A 25,686-nucleotide genomic window follows, 5' to 3' on the forward strand; every position below is an offset into this window, starting at 1 on the left:
AAAAAGCTGGACATGCGTTCAACATTGCGTAGGATCGCCCTTTCTGGACGCGCGTCCAGAATTAAACAATTACGGAGAAGTTATGTTTCGTCAGTGGTTAACGTTGGTCATTATTGTGCTGGTTTATATTCCGGTAGCGATTGATGCAACGGTGCTGCATGTTGCCGCGCCAACGCTCAGCGCGGAGCTGAACGCCAGCGGAAATGAGCTACTGTGGATTATTGATATCTACTCACTGGTGATGGCGGGCATGGTGCTGCCGATGGGCGCACTGGGCGACAAAATCGGCTTTAAACGCTTGCTGCTTATCGGCAGCGCACTGTTTGGCAGCGCATCGCTGCTGGCCGCGTTGGTCACCAGCGCCAGCGAACTGATCGCCGCACGCGCACTGCTGGCCGTCGGCGCGGCGATGATTGTTCCGGCAACACTGGCCGGTATTCGCACCACCTTTTCACAGGCGCAGCATCGTAATACCGCGCTGGGCATCTGGGCGGCGATCGGTTCTGGCGGCGCGGCGTTCGGGCCATTGATTGGTGGCATTTTGCTGGAACATTTCTACTGGGGATCGGTTTTTCTGCTCAACGTACCGATTGTGATCGGCGTGATGATCCTGACCGCCCGCTATGTGCCGCGCCAGGCCGGTCGCGCTGAACAGCCGCTGCATCTGAACCAGGCACTGGTGCTGATTGTCGCCATCCTGCTGCTGGTATGGAGCGCAAAAACAGCGATGAAAGGGACGTTACCACTGTGGATGATTGTCGGCACGCTGATAAGCGGCGCGGCGCTGCTGACCGGTTTTGTGCGTATCCAGCTTGCCGCCGCCACGCCGATGATCGATATGCGCCTCTTTACCCATCGCGTGATTTTGACCGGGGCGTTGATGGCGATTACCGCCATGGTGACGCTGGTCGGTTTTGAATTGCTGATGGCGCAGGAACTGCAATTTGTCCATGGTTTTACGCCCTTCGCCGCCGGAATGTTTATGCTGCCGCTGATGTTGGCCAGCGGTTTTAGCGGGCCGATAGCCGGAATACTGGTGTCAAAACTCGGCCTGCGTCGCGTGGCGACGGGCGGTATGGCGCTCAGCGCGCTAAGTTTTCTCGGCTTATCGATGACCGATTTCGCCACCCAACCGTGGCAAGCCGGAAGCCTGATGGCGCTGCTGGGTTTCAGCGCCGCCAGTGCGTTGCTGGCCTCTACCGCTGCGATTATGGCGGCAGCGCCGCCGGAGAAAGCGGCGGCGGCCGGGGCGATAGAGTCGATGGCCTATGAGCTTGGCGCAGGTCTGGGGATCGCCGTATTCGGCCTGATCCTGAGCCGCAGTTTCGCCGCGTCGATCCAGTTACCGCAAGGGCTGAGCAGCACACAGGCCGCCCAGGCTTCCTCATCCATTGGCGAGGCGTTTCGCCTGGCGCAGGATGCACAACCGCTGATGGCACAGCAAATCATTAGCGCCGCCAAAACGGCCTTTACCGGCTCGCACAGCGTTGCGCTGAGCACCGCAGGCGCATTACTCATGCTGCTGGCGGTCGGCATCTGGTTTAGCCTTGCGCAGGTGAAGCATAAATAGTGGCAGCCCGCTTACGCCGTGCGGGATACTTGGCGGGTCGACCACCAGCAGAGCAGCGACCCGCCGCACACCATCACAGCGCCCTGCCAGAAGGAGAAAGAGAGCGGGGCGTTCAGCATCATGGCGGCCAGCGCCGAAGAGAGCACCGGAGTAAAGTAAGAAGCGGCGGCCAGCACCGTGACATTGCCGTGCAGAATACCGATATTCCACGACGCATAACCAAAGCCCAGCGCCACCGCCGTCATGACTAATTTCACCGTTACCGACAGGCTGAAAACCATCTCCGGTTGCGGTGAGAAGGCATATTTCACCCATAGCGTTGCCGCCGTCAGCAGAACAAACAGCGTAATGCCATTGGCGCCCTGCGCATATTTGGCCGTTACCGTACAATAAATTGCCCATATAAATGCCCCGGCAAATGCCAGCACATAGCTGAGCGGGCTGGAAATAATATTTTCCCGGATATCAGCAATATTCAGACCGTTCTCGCCGCCAAGCACCCAACTAACGCCAAGTAAAGCAAGTAATAGCCCTGGAATAACCCAGAAAGTCGATTTTTGTCCGTTAAATAATATGGCGCAAAGAATGGTCAGGCTCGGCCATAAATAATTGACCATTCCCACTTCGATTGCCTGTTGGCGGGTTGCGGCAAATCCCAACGACAGGGCAAGACAGAGTTCATAGCTAACAAATAACAGGCTGCCGACCAGCAGATATTTGCGAGGGAAGCGCCGTAAATCGGGAAACCCGACGGTAAAGATCAGCAGGATACCGCTCAGGGTATAGATCAGCGCCGCGCCGCCAACTGGCCCAAGACCTTCACTGACAGCGCGGATAAAACCGACCATGGTGCTCCATAATAATACCGCCAGTAAACCAATTAACGTTGCACGTTTTCTGTTCATTGCTGCACTTTATCGGCGAAAACAAAGCCTCAACTTATAACACGAATTAATGACCTGGGGTGAATTCATCACTGCGCCATCTACCCCTTATGGCTTAATAAAATCCGATAAGTGCGACTATTAGGGGTCAGCCATCCGGCGTTATTGATTTACCGCAATTATTTCGCCTGCCGGAATGTTTAGTTTCCCGCCGCAGTCGAAGACAAATAATGAGGAAAGCAATGGACGTCAGCCGCAGACAATTTTTCAAAATCTGCGCGGGCGGTATGGCCGGAACCACAGTTGCCGCATTAGGGTTTGCCCCGAAAATGGCGCTGGCTCAGGCGCGAAATTATAAATTACTGCGCGCAAAAGAGATCCGAAACTCCTGCACATACTGCTCCGTGGGTTGCGGGCTATTAATGTATAGCCTGGGCGATGGCGCGAAGAACGCCAAAGAAACGATTTATCACATTGAAGGCGACCCGGATCATCCGGTCAGTCGCGGCGCGTTATGCCCGAAAGGGGCTGGCCTGCTTGATTACGTACACAGTGAAAACCGGCTGCGCTACCCGGAATACCGCGCGCCAGGCTCCGACAAGTGGCAGCGCATCTCCTGGGAGGAGGCTTTTAGTCGCATCGCCCGGTTAATGAAAGACGATCGCGATGCGCATTTCGTGGAAAACAACGCAGCGGGCGTGAAAGTCAATCGCTGGCTTTCCGCCGGTATGCTTTGCGCTTCAGCGGCCAGTAACGAAACCGGCATGCTGACGCAGAAATTTGTGCGCTCCCTCGGCATGCTGGCGGTAGATAACCAGGCGCGTGTCTGACACGGACCAACGGTAGCAAGTCTTGCTCCAACATTTGGTCGCGGTGCGATGACCAACCACTGGGTTGATATCAAAAACGCGAATGTGGTGATGGTGATGGGCGGTAACGCCGCTGAAGCCCACCCGGTCGGTTTCCGCTGGGCGATGGAAGCCAAAAATAACAATGATGCCACGCTGATTGTTGTCGATCCGCGCTTTACGCGCACGGCATCAGTGGCGGACATCTATGCGCCCATACGCTCCGGAACGGATATTACTTTCCTTTCTGGCGTGCTGCGCTACCTGATCGAAAACAACAAGATCAACGCCGAATACGTCAAACATTACACCAACGCTGCATTACTGGTGCGCGATGATTTTGCCTTTGAAGATGGTCTGTTCAGCGGCTACGACGCAGAAAAGCGCCAGTACGATAAAACCTCGTGGAACTATCAGTTCGATGAAAACGGCTATGCCAGACGTGACGACACGCTCAGCCATCCGCGCTGCGTGTGGAATCTGCTGAAACAGCATGTCGATCGCTATACCCCGGAAACCGTCGAAAACATTTGCGGTACGCCGCAAGCGGACTTCCTGAAAGTGTGTGAAGTGCTGGCCTCAACCAGCGCGGCGGACAGAACCACCACGTTCCTGTACGCGCTCGGCTGGACACAACACACCGTCGGTGCGCAGAACATTCGTACCATGGCGATGATCCAGTTGCTGCTCGGCAATATGGGGATGGCGGGCGGTGGAGTGAATGCGCTGCGCGGCCACTCGAACATTCAGGGGCTGACGGATTTAGGGCTGCTCTCGACCAGCCTGCCGGGCTACCTGACGCTGCCTTCGGAAAAACAGGTCGATTTGCAACAGTATCTGGCGGCCAATACGCCGAAAGCGCTGTTGCCGGATCAGGTTAACTACTGGAGTAATTATCCGAAATTCTTCGTCAGCCTGATGAAATCGTTCTACGGCGACGCGGCACAGAAGGAGAACGACTGGGGCTTTGACTGGCTGCCAAAGTGGGATCAGTCTTACGACGTTATCAAGTATTTCAATATGATGGCGAAAGGCGATGTGACGGGTTACATCTGTCAGGGCTTTAACCCGGTGGCCTCCTTCCCGGACAAAAACAAAGTCGTCAGTACGCTGAGCAAATTGAAGTACATGGTGGTCATCGATCCGCTGGTGACCGAAACCGCGAACTTCTGGCAGAACCACGGCGAAATGAATGATGTCGATCCGTCGACCATTGCGACAGAGGTGTTCCGTTTGCCGTCGACCTGCTTCGCCGAAGAAGATGGCTCCATTGCCAACTCCGGTCGCTGGTTACAGTGGCACTGGAAAGGCCAGGATGCGCCGGGTGAAGCGCTGAATGACGGTGAAATTCTCGCCGGGATTTACCACCGCCTGCGTGAAATGTACCGCACCGAAGGCGGTAAAGGCGCAGAGCCGTTACTGAAGATGAGCTGGAACTACAGCCAGCCGCACAATCCACATTCGGAAGAGGTGGCGAAAGAGAACAACGGTTACGCGCTGGCGGATCTCTATGATGCCAACGGGCAACTGCTGGCGAAGAAAGGGCAACTACTGAACAGCTTTGCGTTGCTGCGTGACGATGGCTCAACGGCGTCATCCTGCTGGATCTACAGCGGTAGCTGGACAGAGCAGGGTAACCAGATGGCCAATCGCGATAATGCCGATCCTTCCGGCCTGGGGAATACGCTGGGGTGGGCATGGGCCTGGCCGCTCAACCGTCGCGTGCTCTACAACCGCGCGTCGGCTGACGTTCAGGGCAAACCGTGGGATGCGAAAAGGATGCTGATTCAGTGGAACGGTACGAAGTGGATCGGTAACGACATTCCGGACTTCAACACCGCGCCGCCGGGCAGCAATACCGGGCCGTTTATTATGCAGCAGGAAGGGCTGGGGCGTCTGTTTGCCCTCGACAAGCTGGCAGAAGGGCCATTCCCGGAGCATTACGAACCGATGGAAACCCCGCTCGGAACCAACCCGTTGCATCCGAATGTCGTCTCCAGCCCGGTTGTGCGCATCTATCAGGACGATGTGAAACGGCTGGGGAAAAAGGAGCAATTCCCGTATGTCGGCACCACTTATCGTCTGACGGAACATTTCCACACCTGGACCAAGCACGCGCGCCTGAATGCGATTGCCCAGCCGCAGCAGTTTGTTGAAATCAGCGAAACGCTGGCTGCAGCGAAAGGCATCAGCAACGGCGATCGCGTACGGGTCAGCAGCAAGCGCGGCTTTATTCGCGCGGTGGCGGTTGTCACGCGTCGGCTGCGCACGTTGCAGGTTCATGGACAGCCGGTGGAAACCATTGGTATTCCGCTGCACTGGGGTTTTGAAGGTGTGGCGCAAAAAGGCTACATCGCCAATACCCTGACGCCGAGCGTGGGTGATGCGAACTCGCAAACACCGGAATATAAGGCGTTTTTAGTGAATATCGAGAAAGCGTAAGGGAGCGAGATTATGGCGATGGAAACTCAGGACATTCTTAAGCGCTCCGCGACCAACCCGATCACGCCGCCCCCACGGGCGCGTGATTATAAGGCTGAAGTTGCCAAGCTTATCGATGTTTCCACCTGCGTGGGCTGCAAAGCCTGCCAGGTGGCGTGTTCAGAATGGAACAACATCCGCGATGAAGTGGGGCACTGCGTCGGGGTTTACGACAACCCGGCCGATTTGAGCGCTAAATCCTGGACGGTGATGCGCTTTAGCGAAACCGAGCAGAATGGGAAACTGGAGTGGCTGATCCGCAAAGATGGCTGCATGCATTGTGCCGAGCCGGGCTGCCTGAAGGCGTGTCCTTCTGCGGGCGCGATCATTCAGTACGCCAACGGTATTGTCGATTTTCAGCAGGATAACTGTATCGGCTGCGGCTACTGTATCGCCGGGTGTCCGTTTAACGTCCCGCGCCTCAATAAAGAGGATAACCGGGTCTACAAATGTACGCTCTGTGTCGATCGGGTCAGCGTCGGCCAGGAGCCTGCCTGCGTGAAAACCTGCCCGACCGGCGCTATCCATTTTGGTACCAAAGCGGAAATGCTGGCGCTGGGCGAACAGCGGGTAGAGAAGCTGAAAGCGCGCGGTTACGCCAGCGCGGGGATCTATAACCCGCAGGGCGTCGGCGGCACGCACGTGATGTATGTGCTGCACCACGCTGACCAGCCGCAGCTTTACCACAATTTGCCGGAAAATCCGCGTATCGATACCTCGGTCAATCTGTGGAAAGGGGTGCTGAAACCGCTGTCGGCGGCGGGATTCCTCGCCACGTTCGCCGGTTTGATTTACCACTACATCGGAATTGGGCCGAACAAAGAAGTGGATGACGACGAAGAGGATCATCATGAGTAAGTCAAAAATGATTGTGCGCACCAAATTTATCGATCGCGCCTGTCACTGGACAGTGGTGATCTGCTTTTTTCTGGTCGCGCTCTCCGGCATCTCGTTTTTCTTCCCGACATTACAGTGGCTGACGGAAACCTTCGGTACGCCGCAGATGGGGCGCATTCTGCATCCCTTCTTTGGTGTGGCGATCTTCTTCGCGCTGATGTTTATGTTTGTGCGCTTTGTGCATCACAACATCCCGGACAAGAGAGATCTGCCGTGGCTGAAAAACATCGTCGAAGTGTTGAAGGGGAATGAGCACAAGGTCGCTAAAGTCGGGAAATACAATGCCGGACAAAAGATGATGTTCTGGACCATCATGAGCATGATAACCGTGCTTCTGGTGACCGGCGTCATCATCTGGCGTCCTTACTTTGCACAGTATTTCCCGATTCAGGTGATCCGCTACAGCCTGCTGTTGCACGCGACATCCGCCATTATTTTGATTCATGCCATCCTCATCCATATGTATATGGCTTTCTGGGTGAAAGGCTCCATTAAAGGCATGATCGAAGGGAAGGTAAGCCGCCGCTGGGCGCAGAAGCACCATCCGCGCTGGTATAACGACGTGGAGCGTCTGGAAGCGAAAAAAGAGAGCACCGAAGGGATCAAGTGACTTTAACCCCGCTCCGGACGCCCGTTCGGAGCGGTTTTTTTATCTATATCGCCAGGCGCATCAATGGCACCCACAACACAGCTTCTTTCCCTGCGCAATCCTGCGGGCTGCATGTTGTTATCTGATTTTATGGATTAATGTGTCAGGCGCGGCTTTTCGTCTGGTCTGCTGTGGTTGAATGGTCAATAATGCCCGCAACACTCTTTTAACAAGTGGTTTGTAGTATGAAAAAAACGATTTTTTCGTTGGCACTTGCGACCTTTGGTCTGGGAATGGCGGAATTTGGCATTATGGGCGTGTTGACGGAACTGGCCTCCAATGTCGGTATCTCGATTCCGTCGGCAGGACATATGATTTCGGCTTACGCCTCTGGCGTGGTGATCGGCGCACCGATCATGGCGCTTGTTTCCAACCGGTTTTCGTTGAAAAACATATTGTTGTTTCTGGTGGTGCTGTGCGTCATCGGTAATGCCATGTTCACGTTCTCCAGCGCTTATCCGATGCTGATTATCGCCCGCTTAATTTCCGGTTTTCCGCATGGGGCAATCTTTGGCGTTGGCGCAATTATCCTGTCGAAAATTGCTCCGCCCGGCAAGGTGACGATGGCCGTGGCAGGTATGATCGCCGGCATGACTGTCGCGAACCTGATCGGTATTCCGCTGGGTACATGGATCGGTCACAGCTTTAGCTGGCGCTACACCTTCTTACTGATTTCGCTGTTCGACATCGCCGTGATTGTCTCGGTGATCTTCTGGGTTCCGGCGCTGTTTGATAACACCGAAAGCCGCCTGCGCGAGCAGTTTCATTTCCTGAAAAAACCCGAACCGTGGCTGATTTTCGCCGCCACGATGTTTGGCAATGCCGGTGTGTTTGCCTGGTTCAGCTACGTGAAACCATTTATGGTCACTGTCTCTGGCTTCTCCGAAGCCTCGATGACCTTCATCATGACGCTGATGGGGCTGGGAATGGTGCTGGGGAATATGTTCAGCGGCAAGCTCTCCGTCAAATTCAGCCCCTTACGCATTGCGGCGGCAACTGAGTTTTTCATTATGCTGGCGATGCTGGCGCTGTTTGTCGCCGGAGAAAACAAAGTCGGGGCGCTGTCGCTTGGCTTTATCTGCTGCGCAGGCCTGTTTGCGCTCTCCGCGCCGCTGCAAATTATGCTGCTGCAAAATGCGAAGGGCGGTGAGATGTTGGGCGCAGCCGGGGGGCAAATGGCCTTCAACCTCGGTAACGCGGTGGGCGCCTGGTTCGGTGGCTTGATCATCACTTTCGGCCTGACTTATCGCTATCTTACGCTGCCAGCAGCGGTGCTGACCTTTGCTGCCATGAGCGCATTGCTGGTGTATGGTCGGCTGAAAACAAAGCTGAAAACTGAATCTGTCGCGCAGGCATAAAAAAACGGGTAAGCACGACGCTTACCCAGCGGCGACACCTTCAGGGCAACCAGGGTTCCCCCAGCGTAAGCATCAGACGGTTGGCCCAGGCAAAAAACGCGGCGGACTGTAGCAGATCAAGCTGCTGCAAAGTGTCCAGCTCCTGTTCTTTCAGCTTTGCCTGATGCTGCGTTGTCAGTGCCGGTGGCGTCACCGACAGGGCGGCGGCGGCATCAATTTCAGCCTGCCAGCGTGCTGATTGCCCGGCACTCAGAATATCTCCTGGTTGCACAGCAAGCAGCGTCTCTACGGCATTATCATCCTTCGACAACTGGCTGGTTTTGCGCGCATGGACTGAAGCGCAATAGATGCAGCCATTAATTTTACTGGTGACCGTCGCCGCCAGCTCACGCTCGGCGCGCGGCAAGCCGCCAGGGGTGTAGAAGATGCCCTTATCCGTCAACGTGCGTTGCTCAAGCACCGGAAGATTGCGGCCTAACAGACGAAAATAGTCAGAATCGGTATGGCCGAATTTCGCCAGAATCGCCTGTTCAGCCGCTGTAAACTCCGCCAGCGGTTTCGCAGCAATCCACGGTTCCCAGCCCAGTTCCTGCTGAGTAAACTGCACCGGCGCGGGTTTCCCGGTTTGCGTGGTCGGTGTGGTATGCCAGATACCTGCCACCACCGGTTTTCCGCTGGAGGAAACGGGCTTGCCATTGAGCAAACGTAACCCGGCCAGCAGGCGGCTCTGGAAGCTGACAAACGCCACCAGTTGCGCCAGCGTAACAATGCTCTCTTTGTTCCAGCCCGCCGCCGTCAGCGTTTTCAGCGCCTGCGGCGTCGCTTCCACCGGGGAAAAAGTCAGCAACCGTGCGAACTCCAGCGCCGGTGTCAGGCGGGCAGAAGTCGGGTCGGCAAGACCAAAACTGGCGTAATGGGCCGCCAGATCGTTGGCTTCGTGCCACTTCGCCACTTTCGCCGCCACAATAAAGCGTTCGTCCAGCGCAAAGGCGTGCTCCTGGTCACTGAACAGTGCTTCATAGCTGCCCTGGGCATGGCGAGTGGCCGCATCGCGTGTTTCACGCGCACGTTGCAGTTCTGAACCCGCGGCGATCTCCGCCAGCTCAGCAAGAATATCCAGACTTAGCGCCATAGAGGCTCCTTATAGAATGTGCGGAGCGATATGCTCAGCAATCAGTTCAATGGAACGTAACGTGTCGCGGTGCGACGGTTCGACGGAATGCACTTGAAAAGAGATATCGGTGGCGCGGGCCAGGATGGTGTCCTGCGCCAGCGATGCGAGCACCGTTTGCGCATCGCCGATATGCGCGTCAAACTGGCGGATATAATCCGTGACGTTGTCACCTAAAACCGTATGGCCTGCCGCGCGATGTTGCGCGGCCTGGCGGGTCAACCCCGGCGCTGCAATCTTCAGCGCATAGTCGCGGCTGTCGGCGACAAACGCCGTGCGCGAAGCCAGTATGCGCGGCGCAACGCCCGCCGGAAGCGCATCAAGGTAAGCATCCACCATCGGATTCTGGATGGCATTGAGCGTGAGCGAAGGGTTGTCGGCCGGGCGCGGCTGAGTTCGGGACAGCATCAGCCCGTGTCCGCCCCGGCCTGCACGGATTGCGCCGTCAACGGAAAAGGTGGCGATCCATATCCGTTCAGCCAACTGTGGCGCTGGAGGGTAAAGGTGGTTATCCGGGTGCGTCAGCGAATCACCGCGCCAGGCGCTCTGGATCAAGTGCAGCGCATCAGCAAATACCGTCGCCCGTTCATCAATTGTCAGGCCAAAGGGCAGGAAAGAGGTCGCCGTGCCACCCGAGCCAAACCCCACTTCCAGCCGTCCATCGGCCAGCAGATCGAGTACGGCGGCATCTTCTGCCACGCGCAACGGATTTTCCAGCGGCAGGGTGATGATGGCCGTACCAAGGCGGATAGTTTCCGTATGTGCCGCGACGTGTGCCAGAAAGACCAGCGGCGAAGGCAGACCACCTTCATGTTCGTGAAAATGGTGCTGCGCGATCCACGCGCTGTCAAAACCGTACCGTTCCGCATGGCGGATTTGCTCTGTGGCCAGCCGGTAGCGCTCTTTGGGTGCAGCATCGTCAAGCAGACGGGTAAAAAACCCCAGGCGTTTTCGCGTCATGCGAACTCCTCCGTAGCGGGTGAAAGATGGGGAATAGCGTGAATTAACTCGCGGGTATAGTCGTTTTGCGGCGCGGCAAACAGGCTCGCCACGGAACCTTGCTCGACCACGCAACCATTACGCAGCACCGTAACGCTGTGCGCGATGCGCCGCACCGTCGCCAGATCGTGGGTGATAAACAGGTACGTCAACCCCAGTTGCTGTTGCAGTTGCTGGAGCAGGGCGAGGATCTGCGCCTGTACGGTAACATCCAGTGCGGAGGTGGCTTCATCCAGCACCAGAATGCCCGGTTCGAGGATCAGCGCGCGGGCAATAGCCACACGCTGGCGCTGGCCGCCGGAAAGCTCACGCGCCGTACGGTCGAGCAACTCCAGCGGCAACGCAACGCGCCGCGCGACATTTTCCACTCGTGCTTTACGTTCGGCTTTTTCAACGCGTTCAAAGTTCTTCAGCGGCTCTTCGATGATCTCAAACAGTGTCTGGCGAGGATCGAGCGAAGAAAAGGGATTCTGATAGACAAACTGTATTTTGCGGCGCAACTGGCGGCGCGCCTCCTGGCTGAGTTGCGTGGCTTCGATATCATCAATCGTCACCCGGCCGCTGTCGGCCTGCTCAAAGCCAAGCAGAATGCGCGCCAGCGTGGTTTTGCCCGAACCGGATTCGCCAACCAGCGCATGCGTGCTGCCGCGCTGCACGGCAAAACTGACGTCATCAAGCGCCTGCAATTGATGGTCTTTGCCCAACGAGAAACGCTTACTGATACCGCTGGCGCGGATCGCCGGAGACGCCAGCGGCCGCCCGGAAACCGGCGCAATCGTCAGCGCATTGCCCTGGAGATCGCTCAGTAGCTGGCGGGTATAAGCATGCTGCGGCGCGCGCAGCATATCCGCCGTCGCGCCATGCTCCTGAATCTCGCCGTGGCGAAACACCAGCAGCCGATCGGCGCGCTCAGCAGCCAGCGCCAGATCGTGGGTGACAAACAGCACCGCCGTGCCGGATTCACGGCGAAGTACATCGAGTAAATCGAGAATGCGCTTTTGCACCGTCACATCGAGCGCGCTGGTCGGCTCGTCGGCAATGATCACATCCGGCTGCAGCGCAATGGCTATCGCGATCAACACCCGTTGCTTCATCCCGCCGGAGAGCTGGTGCGGGTACTGTTTCATGCGCTGTTCCGGGTGGCTTAAGCCCACTTTCGTTAACAGCGCCAGCACCTGAGCATCGCGCTCGCGGCCACGCAATTTGCTGTGCAGTTGCAGGACTTCGCCCACTTGCGTACCGATGGTTTGCACCGGGTTGAGGGAATTGCCTGGATCCTGCGGCACCAGGCTGATGCGCGCGCCGCGCAGGGCATCAAGCCGTTTTTCCGACCACGTGCTTATTGTTTCGCCGTTGAGCACAATCGTGCCGCTGTCGCGTCGGGCATTGGCAGCCAGCAGCCCAATAATCGCCTGCGCAGTGGTGGTTTTGCCGGAACCGGATTCGCCGACAAAGGCCAGCATTTCCCCCCGTTGCAGGGTAAAACTCACGTCATGAACCACCTCGCGCCAGACGCCACCGCTGTGGTAGCTGAGGGTTAAATTTTCTACCGACAACACGCTCATACGCGACCTCCACTGAACTGACGGCTGAGCCGGTTAACCGCCAGTACCACGGTGATCACCACCAGGCCGGGAAAGGTGGTTAGCCACCAGGCAGTTGATAAGTAATTGCGGCCTTCAGCGATCAACAATCCCCATTCCGGCACTGGCGGCGGCGTGCCGTAACCGAGAAAGCTAAGGGTGGAGAGGGCAAGGATCGCCTGACCAAATTGCAGCGTGGCAAAGGCCAGCACGGCGGTGAGCGAGTTGGGCAAAATATGCCGCCATAGCACCGACCAGAAAGTACCGCCGCTGCCCCTGGCCGCTTCCACATACTCGGTGTGGCGAATACGCACCACTTCACCGCGCGCCAGGCGGGCAAAGCTGGCAATCGAAGCCACCCCCACGGCAATGGCTGCATTGACGGTGCCGAAGCCAAGTAAAATAATCACCGTCAGCGACAACAACAGCGACGGAATCGACAGCAACACATCCACCAGCCGCATCAGGAGGGATTCCACGCGCCCGGCGAGCGCTCCGGCAATCACGCCGATCAGCGTTCCGGCAAACAGTCCCATCGCCACGGCCACCAGCGCGGCGGAAAGCGAATGTGAAGCACCGTAGACAATGCGCGCAAAAAGATCGCGCCCCAGTTGATCGGTACCCAACCAGTGACCGGCTTGTGGAGCCAGCCGCTGTGCTCCGGCAATACCTTCAACCGCGCTGTAATGCGTGAGCAGCGCAGGGAAAAAAGCGGCAACTCCCGCCAGCGCAACCACCGCCCAGGCCAGCCATAATCCCGGCTGCCAGGCGTACGTACGCCAGGCGGGAACGTGCTTGCGCGCGGCGGTAGCGTAATCGACCAGACTCATACTGCACCTCCGGTAACGGTTTTCAGCCGCGGGTCAAACCACGGCATCAGCAGATCCACCAGCAGATTAATCAGGACAAACCCCAGCGCGGAGATCATCACTACCGCCTGCAATACGGCAATATCCTGATTGTTCACCGCCTGCTGCGTCAGTTGTCCCAGCCCGCCACGACCAAAGACGGTTTCCGTGATCAGCGCACCGGCAATCAATTCCCCCAGCAACAGCCCGGCGATATTCAGCACCGGCAGCAGGGCATTGCCGATAACGTGCCGCCACAGTACGCCGGTCTCGCTCACCCCTTTGGCGCGCGCCACGCCCACAAACGGCTGAGCCGACACCTGGTCGATACTGCGTAACAAGATCTGCGCCAACGGAGCGGAAATAGGGATCGCCACGGTAATAATCGGCAGAATCAACCCCTGCAACGGCGAAGGGTTAATGACCGGGATCAGCCGCAGTTGGAAGGAAAAAAGCTGAATCAGCGCAATGCCCAGCCAGAAGGTGGGCAGCGAAATAAACAGTACCGGCAAAGATTGGATGACATTACTCAGCCAGCGTAATGCGGGCAACCGCGAGACAAACGCCAGTACAAAAGCCAGCGCCACGGCGAGCGCGAATGCCGGTGCGGCCAGTTGCAGTGTATCGGGGAGATTACTGGTAATCAGTTCGCTCACCGCAACACCGGCCTGTACCGAATAGCCAAAATCTCCGCGCAACATCGCAAACAGCGTATGAAAATATTGTTGCCACAGCGGGCTGTCCGCCCCATAGGCAATACGCATTTCCTCAATCCGTGCCGGGCTAAGCCCGAGGTCGGGATTCTGAAACTTAATCAATACCGCATCACCCGGCAGCACCTGGAGCAGCACAAAAGAGAGGGTAAACGCCGCCCATAGCACCAGCAGGCCTTGTCCCGCACGCCGCAGAAGATAGTGGCTCATTGCAGCCTCCTCAGTGTTTCGCGATCCACGCGCCGTAGAACGACGGGCGGCCAACGGCTTCGAAGGTTGCGCCTTTCAGCCAGGGCGCACCGGCAAAGACCTGAGGCTCTTCAAAAACCGGGATCACATAAGCGTTATCCAGCAGATAGCGCTGTGCCTCGCCGGTCAGTTGCAGGCGTTTTTTTGCATCGACTTCAGCAGAAATAGAGACCAGCAGATCGTTGAGCTTGTCGTCGCGGAAGCTTTTTACCTTGTCGCTGGAACCGCCTTTTTGCAGCAGCGCATCGCGGTTTGCCGGATAGAACATGCTTTTCACGACATCCGGATCCGCACGCCCAACCTCAGAAACGGTCAGCGGCGTTTTTAGCGGGTCGAGGTTATCCAGCGTGCGGCTTCCGGCGTCGCCAGCTTTAACGCTCAGCGCAACGCCGACCTGTCGCCACTGCTGCGCCACCAGTTGCAGCACCTCTTTGTTTTGCGGTTGCGGCAGGGATTCATACACCGTCAGCGCCAGACGCTGGCCCTCTTTGGCACGAATGCCATCGTTGCCAGCTTTCCAGCCTGCGTCATCCAGTAGCTGGTTGGCTTTGGCCGGATCAAAGGCCAGTTTGTCGCTCAGATCGGTGTAACCGGCGGCAGAGCGGGCAATAACCGAGGTGGCCTGCGGATAGTTGGGCGAGAAAAGGGTATCGACAACCTGTTTAGTGTTTGTCGCATGGAGCAATGCCTGGCGCACGCGCAGATCGGCGACCAGCGGGTTATCCGGGCGGAAACTGAGGCTATCATTCACGCCGCGCGTCGGAGCGGCGTAGATCTGAAACCCCTGATCGGTGGCCTGTTTCTCATCGTAAGCCTGCACCTGGCGGATAAATCCGGCCTGGCCTGCCAGCAACGCGCCAATGCGCACGCTGTCTTCCGGGGTGACGATAATTTTGATGCCATCGAGATTGGCCGGGCCTTGCTGGGTAAGATTCTTCGGCCCCCACTGATAATCTTTACGCTTCGCAAGCGTCACTTCGCGCCCCAGCTTTTCATCACTAACGACAAACGGCCCGGAACCGATAATATGACGCGCATCGCCCAGCTCATCAAAGTTACGTTGTAACGTACTCAATGAAACCAGCCCGGAACCGATGGTGGCCGTGCCCTGTAAAAATCCTGGCGACGGCTTTTTGAAGTAGAACTTCACCGTCTGCGCATCCACCACTTCGCTGTGATCATAGTTATTGATCACTTCCGATACCGGTAAACGCTGCGCTTTGTTACCCAGCCCGTACGTGTCGAAATTTTTTGCGACCGCATTGGCATCCAGCGGCGTGCCGTCAGAAAAGGTCACGCCGGGGCGAATTTTAAAGGTGTATTCGGTTTTATCGGCATTCGACGTCCAGCTTTCGGCAATCCACGGTTCAACCTGCAACGTCTTTGGGTTCTGCCAGGTTAGCTTATCGGTGATCTGATTCAGAATACCGCCATTGGGGTAAAAACCGCCCGCCGGAGGATACAAATTGGTGTGCGCCTGCTGTTCAAGATAAATCAGTGTGCCGCCTTTTACTGGCGTATCCACCGCCCAGGCGTGAACGGAAGCGGCCATTATCAGCACCGTCAGTAGCGGCAAACGAAAAGGGGTGTGCATGGTGAATTCCTTTGTTATCTATTGTCTTAATGTCGGATTCATCATCCGGCGCAGGCATTCACAAAGGAACCAAGGAATTGAGATAAGCTTTTCAGAAAAGCGCAAAACCGGGCGTGATAGACGCCCCGGTCTGGCATCAGTATTAACGCAACCAGGGGGTGATCGTCAGCCCCACCAGGACGCCTTCCGGCGCCAGCAGACGGGTGACACTTTGCCCCCAGGGTTCCAGGCGATTCGCGACCAGCAACTGATAACCTTTGTTGACCAGCACATCAGTGGCGCTCGCTAACTCTTTGACTTCAAATTCAACCCAGCTTTGTGGAACAGGGTGCGAATCCGGCCATTTGTCCGTGCCAAAACAGGATTCGGCGGCATGATGCAACGGCCACAGAGCAAAATGTTTCGCGCCATCCAGTGCATCATGATCGGCGACCAGATAGTCACTGGTGCCTTCCATCGGTTTCAGCGGCAGCCCAAGCGTGTGCTGGTAAAATGTCTGGCTGGCAGCCACATTTTGCGGAACAGGGCCAAAACCGGCGATAAACAACACCTCAAGCCCGGGGATCGTCGTGGTCATCATTACCTCTGCGTCATAAAAAAGGGGCGTCAGCGCCCCCGTGATTATAGGCAATAGAAGATAATTAATGGCGTAAATCGATCACCATGCGGCCACGGATCTGGCCCTGTTCCATCTCTTTGAAGATGGCGTTGATATCTTCCAGCGGACGCAGCGCCACTTTCGGCACCACCTTGCCTTCGGCGGCAAACTGGAAGGCTTCCGTCAGATCCTGGCGCGTGCCAACCAGCGAACCCACCACCTGAATACCGTCCAGCACCAGGCGCGGAATATCGAGGCTCATCGCTTCCGGCGGCAGGCCAACTGCCACCACACGGCCACCGGCACGCACCGCATCGACCGCAGAGTTAAACGCCGCTTTCGCTACCGCCGTCACGACCGCAGCGTGCGCGCCGCCGGTTTTTTCCTGCACGATCTTCGCCGCATCTTCGCTACGCGAGTTGATGGTCAGGTCTGCGCCCATGCTGGCTGCCAGCTTCAGTTGCTCATCGTTAACATCGAGCGCAATGACTTTGGCATTAAAGACATTTTTCGCATATTGCAGCGCAAGATTTCCGAGGCCGCCGAGGCCATAAATAGCAATCCACTGGCCGGGCTTGATCTGCGAGACTTTAACGGCTTTATAGGTAGTGACGCCCGCGCAGGTGATACTGCTGGCTGCCGCGGAATCAAGGCCATCCGGCACTTTTACCGCATAATCCGCCACCACGATGCACTCCTGCGCCATGCCGCCATCGGCGGTATACCCGGCATTGACCACTTCACGGCAGAGGGTTTCGTTACCGCTGTTACAGTATTCACAGTGGCCGCAGCCCTGGAAAAACCAGGCAACAGAAGCGCGATCGCCCACTTTCAGCGACGTAACGCCTTCTGCAACTTCAGCCACGATGCCAATACCTTCATGACCGAGGATAACGCCGGTCTTATCGCCAAAATCACCGTTCTTCACGTGCAGGTCGGTATGACATACCCCACAGCACTCCATTTTCAGTAACGCTTCGCCATGTTTCAGCGGACGCAGTGTCCTTTCAGTGACATCAACCTGATGATCTTTCGTAACTACAGCAGCTTTCATGGTGTTTCTCCTTTGATAAGCATAAGAACTGAGATCCGGGTGTGGCGTTCGGCTTCAACCGTTATCTATATCCTCAAGGATTAAGAGATTAGGCAGTGAATTCAATAGGCTGGCAACATACTGTAAACATTCTGTGGGAAATCCCCCAATTCAGGTAGGAGCAAAAAATGCTATAACCACCTTATTAATAAGGCTATTAATGGGCAGGAAAGGAATGTCATACGGCTGTCATCTATTGTCGCCAGATTGTTGCTTTCTAATAACAAAAGAGTGAACAACAATGCATCTGGTGAAAAAAATCCTCGCGGTGAGCGTACTGATTTCGGCTTCCGTGCAGGCGCAAAATATCCTCGAATTCCCGCAGCCTGAAAACAACCCGGACGAGTTTTATGCGGTAACGGAGATCCCGGCGGGCGGCATTATCAAATATGAAACGGACGCGAAAACCGGCTTTATTATCGCCGATCGCTTCCAGTCAATGCCGGTCGCTTATCCGGCGAACTACGGTTCGTTGACCCAGTCGCTCGCCGGGGATGGCGATCCGCTGGATGTGATTTTCTATACCCGCGCGCCGCTGGCTCCGGGAACGCTGATCAAGCTACGCCCGATTGGCGTGCTGAAAATGATTGATGGCGGCGAGACCGACGACAAAATTGTTGCCGTTCCGGCCAGCAAAATTGACCCAACCTATGACGACATCAAGAACATCACCGATCTGCCGAAGATCGAGCAGGAGCGGCTGGAAGCCTTCTTCCGCGTCTATAAACAATTGCCGGACGGTCGCAAAAAAGTGGAGCTGAACGGCTTTAACGACGCCGCCACCGCCAAACAAGAAATCAAACAGGCATGGGAAGCCTGGAAAGCGAAAAATCCACAGCAGTAAAAAAAACAGGCGCCGAAGGGCGCCTGTTTGCGTTAAGTGACCACACGAGTTTGCACGTATCCGGCCTACAGGATAAGGCGGATACGGTCTATCTCCTCACGCCACTGCGCCTGCAACTGCGGCTTCTGATGTTTCTCCTTACGCGCCAGATCCTCTGCTAACCGCGTCTCCAGTTCGATAAGACGCAGAAGAAGGGCATCGTCGTCATCCGTTTCATCAGCCGCAACAATATGCAGTTGTGACTGAGTGGCAGAAACCGCGACACTTTCCCGTAAGCGATCATAAACCGCTTCAGCGTCGTGCCATTCGTTCAGCTCGCCGTTTTCCACCAGCCAGAAACGATTGCAGCAGGCATTAATCAACTGGCGATCGTGGCTGACCAGCAGAAAACCGCCGCTGAACTGTTGCAGGGTTTCGCCCAGCGCCTCTTTGCCCGCCATATCGAGATGGTTGGTGGGTTCATCCAGTAACAGCAGGTTAAAACGCGCCAGCGACAGGCCGACAAACAGCAGCCGCGAACGTTCGCCGCCGCTCAGTGTCGACACCCGTTGCCCGTGACGCGCCCAGGCAAAACCGGCGCTAATTAGCGCCATTTTGCGATCGGCGGGCATCGGGGCAAACGGCTCCAGCGCGTCGAACAGCGTGGCATCATCCGCTAGCTGATGTAACGTCTGGTCGTAATATCCCGCATGCAGACGCGGATGCAGCCGCAACAATGTAGACGCTTCGCCGTGCAAAGCCCGCCAGATCAACCGCAACAGCGATGATTTGCCGCAGCCGTTGCGTCCCATCACCGCCACGCGATCGCCGCTTTTTAGCCGCGCGAGCGGAACATGGAATAGTGCAGGTAATCCCGTTGCGGGCGGCACGGCCAGCTGTTCCATCTCCAGCAGTCGATCCGCAGGTAGCGCTTCACCATGCAGTGAAAGCCGCCAGGCACTACCTTCGGTTAGCGTGGTCTGGCTCTCTTTCAGGCGCTCAACCTGCCGCGCCATCTGTTTTGCCTTCCGCGCCAGATCTTCGTTGTCGTAGACCCGTCCCCAGATAGCCAGCCGCTTAGAACTTGCCGTCACGCGGTCGATCTCCTTTTGTTCCGCTTTGTGCCGCAGCGCGTCGCTCGCATCACGCTCTTCCAGCGCCAGACGCGCCTGGCTGCACGGTAAAGCAAAGTGGTGCAGCGTGTGGTCGCGCAGGATCCAACTGCCGTTGGTAACAGCATCCAGCAGGGCGGCATCATGCGAAACCATCACAAAGCTTCCGCTCCAGCTACGCAAAAACTGCTCCAGCCATAGCAATGTCGGCAGATCAAGGTGATTACCCGGTTCGTCCAGCAGCAACAGATCCGGCTCGCGGATCAGCGCCCGCGCCAGCAGCAAGCGGGTATGCTGGCCGCCGCTGAGAGTGGCAGCGGTGAGAGCGATTTCCGTCGTGCTCAGCCCCATGCTGGCAAGCAGCGATTCCGCGCGCCAGCGCTGGTTGTCGCGCTCGCTGGCAGGCAACTGCGCCAGCACGGCATCAAGCAGCGTCGTCGCCAGCAAATCATCGGGCAGATGCTGTTCCACGCGCGCCAGCAGGCAGTGGTGTGCAACCGTAACGTTGCCGGAAAGCGGAGACAGCGAGCCGTCCAGCACTTTCAGCAGGGTACTTTTGCCGCAGCCATTGTCGCCAATAAGTCCAAGGCGATCGCCTTTTCTCAGGGTAAAGGAGAGATCGGAGAATAACGGGCCAAAAGCCGTTTCAACACGGAGTGATTGTGCAGATAGTAATGTGCTCATTGCTTACTCAAGAGTTACAGGCACGAGAGTGCCTCGTCAAACATCGCTGACGATAACCCGGTAAGCCCGAGAGAAGGGGGGTTTTAAGCTTCGCTCAAGCCGAAGTTATCGCAGCACGATACCGATAACGCTTGAGCTGGCACGATCGCCAAATGTATGTGAAACATTGAACAGTTCACAATACAGCATAATTAGCCTCCTTTTATATTCAGTAAGTTGATGGGTGAGAAGGAGTTTAGCGAGGAAATGAATCTTTTACCAGCAAGGAAAATAGCCCGGCGTACAAGGACGCCAGGCGCGGGAGGATCAGATGGAGGTACGGCGATAGCTGCGGTACTTCGGTTCCCAGAAGTTGTCGTCGATCGACTGCTTCAGCGCTTCAGGCGAGGTTTTCGCCGCGATACCTTGTTGCTGCGCCATTTTACCGACGGCAAACGCGATGGCGCGGGAAACGGACTGGATATCTTTCAGTTCCGGCAGCACCAGGCCTTCACCGTTCAGTAGCAGCGGCGAGTATTCCGCCAGCGTTTCACTGGCCGCCATCAGCATTTCATCGGTGATGCGCGACGCGCCGGATGAGATCACGCCAAGACCAATGCCGGGGAAAATATAGGCGTTATTACACTGGGCAATCGGGTAGGTTTTCTCTTTCCACAGTACCGGTGCGAACGGGCTGCCGGTGGCGACCAGCGCCATACCGTCGGTCCAACTGATGATATCCTGCGGCGTGGCTTCCACGCGGGAAGTCGGGTTGGAGAGCGGCATCACGATCGGGCGCGGGCAGTGCTTGTGCATTTCACGGATGATCTCTTCGGTGAACAGACCCGCCTGGCCTGAAACCCCGATCAGAATGTCCGGCTTCACATTACGCACGACGTCCAGCAGCGACAGCGCTTCATTCTGCGCGCCGGTATCCCAGTTTTGCAGGTTTTCGCGTTTCTGCACCAGTTTGCTCTGGAACGGCAGCAGGTTCGGCATTTCGTCCGTCAGCAGACCGAAACGATCGACCATATAGACTTTCTGGCGAGCCGCCGCTTCGCTCAGGCCTTCGCGCTGCGTCTGGGCGATGATCTGCTCAGCGATACCGCAACCGGCAGAACCTGCGCCGAGGAAGACGATCTTCTGGTTACTCAACTGGCTACCCGCCGCGCGACTGGCGGCAATCAGCGTACCGACGGTGACGGCTGCCGTACCCTGAATATCATCGTTAAAACAGCAGATCTCATCGCGATAGCGATTCAGCAGCGGCATCGCGTTTTTCTGCGCGAAGTCTTCAAATTGCAGCAGCACATCCGGCCAGCGCTGTTTCACCGCCTGAATGAATTCATCGACGAAAGCGTAATATTCATCACCGGTGATACGCGGGTGGCGTGAGCCCATGTAGAGCGGATCATTAATTAATTGCTGGTTGTTGGTGCCCACATCCAGAACCACGGGCAGGGTGTAAGCCGGGCTGATGCCGCCGCAAGAGGTATAGAGCGACAGCTTGCCAATCGGAATCCCCATCCCGCCAATCCCCTGGTCGCCAAGACCGAGAATACGTTCGCCATCGGTCACCACGATCACTTTGATATTGTGGTTCGGCACGTTTTGCAGAATGTCGTCCATGCTGCTGCGGTTCTGCCAGGAGATAAACACGCCACGGGCGCGGCGGTAGATATCAGAGAAGCGTTCGCAGGCCCAGCCAACAGTCGGGGTGTAGATCACCGGCATCATCTCATCGAGATGGTTTTCCACCAGGCGGTAGAAGAGGGTTTCGTTGGTATCCTGGATATTGCGTAGATAGATGTGCTTATCAATATCGGTTTTAAAGCTCTGGTACTGCAACCAGGCGCGTTCGGCCTGTTCTTCTATCGTTTCAACCACTTCCGGTAACAGGCCCAGCAGGTTGAAATTACTGCGCTCTTCCATGCTGAAGGCGCTGCCTTTGTTCAGCAGTGGAAACTCCAGCAGCACCGGCCCGGCATAAGGAATATATAACGATCGGTTTTTATTATGTTTGGCATTCATTTTACAGCTCCTTGTTCAACGATCCCTGCGAGAGCGTTTCGCGGGGAGGTGTGCGACGGGCGAGAGTATAAAGCAAGCTGTCAGCAAATACTTCTTGTTCGCGGATTTCGTTGATGAATTGTTATCAAGGAGGGAAAACAAAAAACCACCCCGCCAGGGGTGGTTCAGGGTGGAAAACTTAACCCGCGCGGCGATGACGCCCGGAACGATGAACAACCACCGTCTCTTCGTGATTGTCTTTGGTAACAATTTTACGCGTGTTTGACACTTTGTAATCCAGCCCCATGATGTGGCGTGCCTGACGGTTCGATTTCATGCTTACTCCTTAATCCAGTTCAATGTTTCAAGGACAAGCCCGGTAACAGTGCCGGGCGAAATTCAATCTCATCATTGCAATTCGGTACAAGAAACATACCGAACCGCCATCCTCGATCATTGCGACGTAAAGCGCAATCGAAAAAAGGAATTTCAGGATTGTCTTAATTCAACCGGCCGATGTTGTCCCTCTGGAGAAAAATCCTGGGGAAAATGAATGAAAATGGGTCTCAATAAAATAAGCAAACTGTCACTCTCCAGGCTCATCTTTAAAACTCCGAGAATATATCCGTTGATACGATTCAGGTCTCTTTAATACCAATAAAATATATGTTTTCCTTAACTAAAAGGATAATTGAAAAATTCCACACACCACATAATAAGGGAAATTTCATGGATGAACGCAATGGAGCAATTTTTATATCATTCGATGGCGTTGCCTTTTCTGGAATTACCGTTGAGGCATTTAAAACCGCACAATTACTGTCACGAAAGGGAATTAAAAACTATCTGGATCTTGGTTATGACATAAAGCTGGATAAAGGAAAGTTCAATAAACCATACGAATGGGAGAAATCGATATATAAAGATGGCTTTATATTAGTGCGAATAGATGACATTACCAACATACCGAATTACAACGTCGATTTTATAAATTATGCGCACAATGTATTGATAAGCCAGAAAACGGTTGTTCCACAAACAGAGTTGAACACTATTCTGGCGAAAATTGATGTGGCGGCTGAAGTACTGGCCGAAAAAATGGTGCAGCAATGGGAATGCCTGAATATTGGTTATCTTTTCGTTGAAAATGGCACGCTGCCAGAAAACATTATATATACAAAAGCGATATATTTAGCAATTGATATATATGGCAAGCGTTATAATTTGGCCGATTTTGTTACCTGGCGTGATCATGACCTGATGTGGAATAGCGAAAAAAGCGTACAGAAATATGGCACACATCCCTGGCCTTATGCCATCAAACCGGTTAACTCCCCGTACATACGCTATGTGACGCTTAATCAGGAATTAAAAGAAAGACTTGAGGAGTGGTGCAACTATACCATTGAAGTACAAGTAAAAAAGAATACCTACGATTTTACAGGAACAGGAAATTGCAGCAATATCAGGCACAGTCTTAACATTGGTGGCGATGACATTCTTATTGCCCGAACTACGCGCCTTATTCCGCAAAAACGGCTGGATCGCGACATTTACCTCGTCTGGCGGCTCAACCAACTGTTCCAGCAGAACAATTCTGCACGGCGTGTTCATCTCGTCGTTGCAGGCGATATGAATGAGGCGCCATCCTGTTATCAGCAACTGGTCAATCTGTCGACTCAATTACAGGTCGAACCTTTTATTCATTTTATTGGCTGGCTGCAGCACAATTATATGCCGCCTGGTTATAACACTTACACCATTGAGGATTTGTATTATTCCTGTGACCTTGTCTCTTTTCTGACTTCATGGGATTACGACAGCTACGGTAATCCAGTTGGTGAAGCAATAAGTCACCGCCGCTGTTACATTTCGACACGCTATGAATATTATGATGAGGTATACGGCCAGTACGGCTTCGAGGCGCCGATAATGAATATCACTGCCGAACATGATGGTTATCCGGACGATGCGTTTATTTCAAGCGTTTTTAAACTCATCACCAATAAATCATTAATGAAAGAAATTGCTTATCGAAACTTTCTTATTGGCAAGAAAGTGCTCATCGATAACAACAGCGATTCAGATAGTAATCATTCAGGGAGGTTGTATGCGTAAGGACATTTACATATCAATTGTCTTGCCGGTTTATAATGAAAGCGATCGTATCAATGCAGTTCTCACTTCGCTATTTAATCAAAAAACATGCAGCAATATGTTGTCGCACGAAATGTATGAACTGATCGTGGTGGATAATAATTCAACCGATGATTCCGTTGCCAAAATCAGCGAATTTCAGCGTCTGCATCCGGCTCTGGATATTCATATTATTAAAGAGCCCACGCAGGGTGTTTCTTCAGCGCGAAAATGCGGTATGGATTATGCATCGCTGCGCTCAAAAGCCAGGGACAAACGGCTGGGCATTAGCCGTAAACACTACATCGTCTCGGCAGATGCCGACTGCACCGTTGATAGCTGGTGGCTACACTCGTTGATTGAAAAAATGATCGCGGAAAAGGGCGATTTAGGCACCTGTAATTACTACTACAACGAGAACGCGTTCCGGCTTCGTCCCAATCTGTTTGCGGAGATTCAGAAAACGCTGCGTTGCCGTGACGTCTCATTTTCGCTGTTTGGCGGTTTTCCCGACGGCAAGGGGTTCGCCGTTGAACGCGCGCTTTACGACAAAGTGGGCGGTATCGAAATCTTTTACCAGCTTGATAAGGGCCGGTTTGTTGAACATCTTTCGGATGACTGGGATTTCGGTATTCGGGTGATCGCGGCAGGCGGTAAACCCGTTTACGCGCGCGATTCCCGGGTTGAAATTAACAGTCGCCGCGTGGATACCATTCTGCAAGAGGTGATCACCGGCGTTGCCTACGGGCAGGATGGCGTCATCACCATGAAAGATGTCCGTCCGGAAAACACACAGCAGCCAGTGTTAAGGGATACCACGCCCGCCCAGTCAATGCAGGCCTGGCACTATTCGATCAAGGATTATGTGCCGAAAAACATCGTGCTGCCGGCGTTACTCAACCCGCAAATCCTGCTGGACAATCACGCTGTTCGCGAATTTTTTACCCCACAGGTCGCCGAACGTCTGTTCCGGCGTATCTATGAAATTCTCCATGAGATGCGTCTGATCGATCTGAGTCCGATTCATGCCTACAAAACACCAGCCTGGCGGCTCTATTTCGAGTTTCGTGACGATATTTTCAGCGCCTTGCGCCGCGCGGTGGGCGAGGACATCGGTTTCCCACCGCCGCTTCCGGCCTGTTTTGAGTACGTTAAAAACGAAGACTTTCAGCGATTTTTTCGCTATTTCAGCGAAGATCGTGAATCCGGCATGGCACATAACTACTTTGCCAACGGAGGGGTGTTCTGATGAACGATATTCTGTTCGATTCGCTCAACGATCTCGATCCGCGCTATCCGGTTCCGCAGGTGTACGATTTTCTCGCTTCGCCCGAAAACCGCGACATACTCGAATATGTTTACCGCGATCCCTTCGGCTGCCATGTCTTTCCTGGCGACATTAAAGAC

20 protein-coding genes are annotated in these 25,686 nt (G+C 55.0%); 8 read left to right on the top strand and 12 right to left on the bottom strand.

Features of this window, described 5'->3' with window-relative positions:
- Positions 1–82 precede the first annotated feature (82 nt).
- On the top strand, positions 83–1,570 hold the full coding sequence (locus DK872_RS19750; protein WP_161518738.1) for a SmvA family efflux MFS transporter: 1,488 nt from the start codon (positions 83–85) through the stop codon (positions 1,568–1,570).
- Positions 1,571–1,581: 11 nt separating this feature from the next.
- Here DK872_RS19750 and yddG read toward each other — a convergent pair whose 3' ends face one another.
- Positions 1,582–2,475, bottom strand: a complete 894-nt coding sequence (gene yddG, locus DK872_RS19755; RefSeq protein ID WP_072438847.1) for an aromatic amino acid DMT transporter YddG — start codon at positions 2,473–2,475, stop codon at positions 1,582–1,584.
- Positions 2,476–2,696: 221 nt separating this feature from the next.
- On the opposite strand from yddG, the gene fdnG reads away from it, so the two are divergent.
- The 4 genes from fdnG (at position 2,697) to araJ (ending at position 8,687) form a co-directional block, all read left to right on the top strand.
- Positions 2,697–5,744, top strand: a complete 3,048-nt coding sequence (gene fdnG / locus DK872_RS19760) for a formate dehydrogenase-N subunit alpha (protein WP_161518739.1) — start codon at positions 2,697–2,699, stop codon at positions 5,742–5,744.
- A 12-nt stretch (positions 5,745–5,756) separates the two neighbouring features.
- The gene (fdxH, locus tag DK872_RS19765) at positions 5,757–6,641 is read left to right on the top strand and encodes a formate dehydrogenase subunit beta (protein WP_161518740.1); all 885 of its coding nucleotides are present in this window, start codon (positions 5,757–5,759) and stop codon (positions 6,639–6,641) included.
- Positions 6,634–7,290, top strand: coding sequence for a formate dehydrogenase-N subunit gamma (fdnI, locus tag DK872_RS19770; protein ID WP_071920810.1), 657 nt, complete (start codon positions 6,634–6,636; stop codon positions 7,288–7,290). The genes fdxH and fdnI overlap by 8 nt, the downstream gene beginning before the upstream one ends.
- A gap of 224 nt (positions 7,291–7,514) precedes the next feature.
- Entirely contained in the window at positions 7,515–8,687 is a 1,173-nt protein-coding gene (gene araJ, locus DK872_RS19775) for an MFS transporter AraJ (RefSeq protein WP_035885691.1), read from the top strand.
- 40 nt (positions 8,688–8,727) lie between these two features.
- On the opposite strand, the gene DK872_RS19780 is transcribed toward araJ, so the two are convergent.
- The 8 genes from DK872_RS19780 to adhP all read right to left on the bottom strand — a co-directional run bounded on the left by DK872_RS19780 (position 8,728) and on the right by adhP (position 17,496).
- Positions 8,728–9,819, bottom strand: a complete 1,092-nt coding sequence (locus DK872_RS19780) for an alkylhydroperoxidase domain protein (RefSeq protein ID WP_007375090.1) — start codon at positions 9,817–9,819, stop codon at positions 8,728–8,730.
- A 9-nt stretch (positions 9,820–9,828) separates the two neighbouring features.
- Positions 9,829–10,818 (bottom strand): putative FMN-dependent luciferase-like monooxygenase, encoded by a 990-nt coding sequence (locus tag DK872_RS19785; protein ID WP_007375089.1) that lies wholly within the window; start codon positions 10,816–10,818, stop codon positions 9,829–9,831.
- On the bottom strand, positions 10,815–12,422 hold the full coding sequence (locus DK872_RS19790) for an ABC transporter ATP-binding protein (RefSeq protein WP_072438838.1): 1,608 nt from the start codon (positions 12,420–12,422) through the stop codon (positions 10,815–10,817). The genes DK872_RS19785 and DK872_RS19790 overlap by 4 nt, the downstream gene beginning before the upstream one ends.
- Entirely contained in the window at positions 12,419–13,270 is an 852-nt protein-coding gene (locus tag DK872_RS19795) for an ABC transporter permease (RefSeq protein WP_161518741.1), read from the bottom strand. Before DK872_RS19795 ends, DK872_RS19790 begins: the two co-directional genes overlap by 4 nt.
- Positions 13,267–14,211 (bottom strand): ABC transporter permease, encoded by a 945-nt coding sequence (locus tag DK872_RS19800; protein ID WP_161518742.1) that lies wholly within the window; start codon positions 14,209–14,211, stop codon positions 13,267–13,269. Before DK872_RS19800 ends, DK872_RS19795 begins: the two co-directional genes overlap by 4 nt.
- Positions 14,212–14,221: 10 nt before the next feature.
- Positions 14,222–15,844, bottom strand: coding sequence for a TIGR04028 family ABC transporter substrate-binding protein (locus DK872_RS19805; RefSeq protein ID WP_161518743.1), 1,623 nt, complete (start codon positions 15,842–15,844; stop codon positions 14,222–14,224).
- Between the two features lie 142 nt (positions 15,845–15,986).
- Entirely contained in the window at positions 15,987–16,421 is a 435-nt protein-coding gene (locus DK872_RS19810) for a hypothetical protein (protein ID WP_007375084.1), read from the bottom strand.
- Positions 16,422–16,485: 64 nt separating this feature from the next.
- Positions 16,486–17,496 carry an alcohol dehydrogenase AdhP gene (gene adhP / locus DK872_RS19815; protein WP_035885700.1) on the bottom strand — a complete coding sequence of 337 codons (1,011 nt, stop codon included), beginning with the start codon at positions 17,494–17,496 and terminating at the stop codon, positions 16,486–16,488.
- Positions 17,497–17,776: 280 nt separating this feature from the next.
- Between adhP and DK872_RS19820 the strand changes: the two genes are divergently transcribed.
- Complete coding sequence (locus tag DK872_RS19820) at positions 17,777–18,379, top strand: inorganic diphosphatase (protein ID WP_007375082.1); 603 nt, start codon at positions 17,777–17,779, stop codon at positions 18,377–18,379.
- Between the two features lie 65 nt (positions 18,380–18,444).
- Here DK872_RS19820 and DK872_RS19825 read toward each other — a convergent pair whose 3' ends face one another.
- The 3 genes from DK872_RS19825 to sra form a co-directional block, all read right to left on the bottom strand.
- Positions 18,445–20,154 carry an ABC-F family ATP-binding cassette domain-containing protein gene (locus DK872_RS19825; RefSeq protein ID WP_161518744.1) on the bottom strand — a complete coding sequence of 570 codons (1,710 nt, stop codon included), beginning with the start codon at positions 20,152–20,154 and terminating at the stop codon, positions 18,445–18,447.
- A gap of 306 nt (positions 20,155–20,460) precedes the next feature.
- Positions 20,461–22,164, bottom strand: a complete 1,704-nt coding sequence (locus tag DK872_RS19830) for an NAD-dependent malic enzyme (protein WP_007375080.1) — start codon at positions 22,162–22,164, stop codon at positions 20,461–20,463.
- A 178-nt stretch (positions 22,165–22,342) separates the two neighbouring features.
- On the bottom strand, positions 22,343–22,480 hold the full coding sequence (gene sra / locus DK872_RS19835; protein WP_007375079.1) for a stationary-phase-induced ribosome-associated protein: 138 nt from the start codon (positions 22,478–22,480) through the stop codon (positions 22,343–22,345).
- 392 nt (positions 22,481–22,872) lie between these two features.
- On the opposite strand from sra, the gene DK872_RS19840 reads away from it, so the two are divergent.
- Entirely contained in the window at positions 22,873–24,261 is a 1,389-nt protein-coding gene (locus tag DK872_RS19840; protein ID WP_161518745.1) for a glycosyltransferase family 4 protein, read from the top strand.
- Positions 24,254–25,528 carry a glycosyltransferase family 2 protein gene (locus DK872_RS19845; protein WP_083596718.1) on the top strand — a complete coding sequence of 425 codons (1,275 nt, stop codon included), beginning with the start codon at positions 24,254–24,256 and terminating at the stop codon, positions 25,526–25,528. Before DK872_RS19840 ends, DK872_RS19845 begins: the two co-directional genes overlap by 8 nt.
- The last annotated feature ends 158 nt before the right edge of the window (positions 25,529–25,686 follow it).

Source organism: Kosakonia sp. MH5 (assembly GCF_009935945.1).
Lineage (GTDB): Bacteria > Pseudomonadota > Gammaproteobacteria > Enterobacterales > Enterobacteriaceae > Kosakonia > Kosakonia radicincitans.

Excerpts from the sequence above, each read along its gene's own strand:
- DK872_RS19750 (WP_161518738.1), top strand. The coding sequence starts at position 83 with ATGTTTCGTCAGTGGTTAACGTTGGTCATTATTGTGCTGGTTTATATT.
- yddG (WP_072438847.1), bottom strand. The coding sequence starts at position 2,475 with ATGAACAGAAAACGTGCAACGTTAATTGGTTTACTGGCGGTATTATTA.
- fdxH (WP_161518740.1), top strand. The coding sequence starts at position 5,757 with ATGGCGATGGAAACTCAGGACATTCTTAAGCGCTCCGCGACCAACCCG.
- fdnI (WP_071920810.1), top strand. The coding sequence starts at position 6,634 with ATGAGTAAGTCAAAAATGATTGTGCGCACCAAATTTATCGATCGCGCC.
- araJ (WP_035885691.1), top strand. The coding sequence starts at position 7,515 with ATGAAAAAAACGATTTTTTCGTTGGCACTTGCGACCTTTGGTCTGGGA.
- DK872_RS19780 (WP_007375090.1), bottom strand. The coding sequence starts at position 9,819 with ATGGCGCTAAGTCTGGATATTCTTGCTGAGCTGGCGGAGATCGCCGCG.
- DK872_RS19785 (WP_007375089.1), bottom strand. The coding sequence starts at position 10,818 with ATGACGCGAAAACGCCTGGGGTTTTTTACCCGTCTGCTTGACGATGCT.
- DK872_RS19790 (WP_072438838.1), bottom strand. The coding sequence starts at position 12,422 with ATGAGCGTGTTGTCGGTAGAAAATTTAACCCTCAGCTACCACAGCGGT.
- DK872_RS19795 (WP_161518741.1), bottom strand. The coding sequence starts at position 13,270 with ATGAGTCTGGTCGATTACGCTACCGCCGCGCGCAAGCACGTTCCCGCC.
- DK872_RS19800 (WP_161518742.1), bottom strand. The coding sequence starts at position 14,211 with ATGAGCCACTATCTTCTGCGGCGTGCGGGACAAGGCCTGCTGGTGCTA.
- DK872_RS19805 (WP_161518743.1), bottom strand. The coding sequence starts at position 15,844 with ATGCACACCCCTTTTCGTTTGCCGCTACTGACGGTGCTGATAATGGCC.
- DK872_RS19810 (WP_007375084.1), bottom strand. The coding sequence starts at position 16,421 with ATGACCACGACGATCCCCGGGCTTGAGGTGTTGTTTATCGCCGGTTTT.
- adhP (WP_035885700.1), bottom strand. The coding sequence starts at position 17,496 with ATGAAAGCTGCTGTAGTTACGAAAGATCATCAGGTTGATGTCACTGAA.
- DK872_RS19820 (WP_007375082.1), top strand. The coding sequence starts at position 17,777 with ATGCATCTGGTGAAAAAAATCCTCGCGGTGAGCGTACTGATTTCGGCT.
- DK872_RS19825 (WP_161518744.1), bottom strand. The coding sequence starts at position 20,154 with ATGAGCACATTACTATCTGCACAATCACTCCGTGTTGAAACGGCTTTT.
- DK872_RS19830 (WP_007375080.1), bottom strand. The coding sequence starts at position 22,164 with ATGAATGCCAAACATAATAAAAACCGATCGTTATATATTCCTTATGCC.
- sra (WP_007375079.1), bottom strand. The coding sequence starts at position 22,480 with ATGAAATCGAACCGTCAGGCACGCCACATCATGGGGCTGGATTACAAA.
- DK872_RS19840 (WP_161518745.1), top strand. The coding sequence starts at position 22,873 with ATGGATGAACGCAATGGAGCAATTTTTATATCATTCGATGGCGTTGCC.
- DK872_RS19845 (WP_083596718.1), top strand. The coding sequence starts at position 24,254 with ATGCGTAAGGACATTTACATATCAATTGTCTTGCCGGTTTATAATGAA.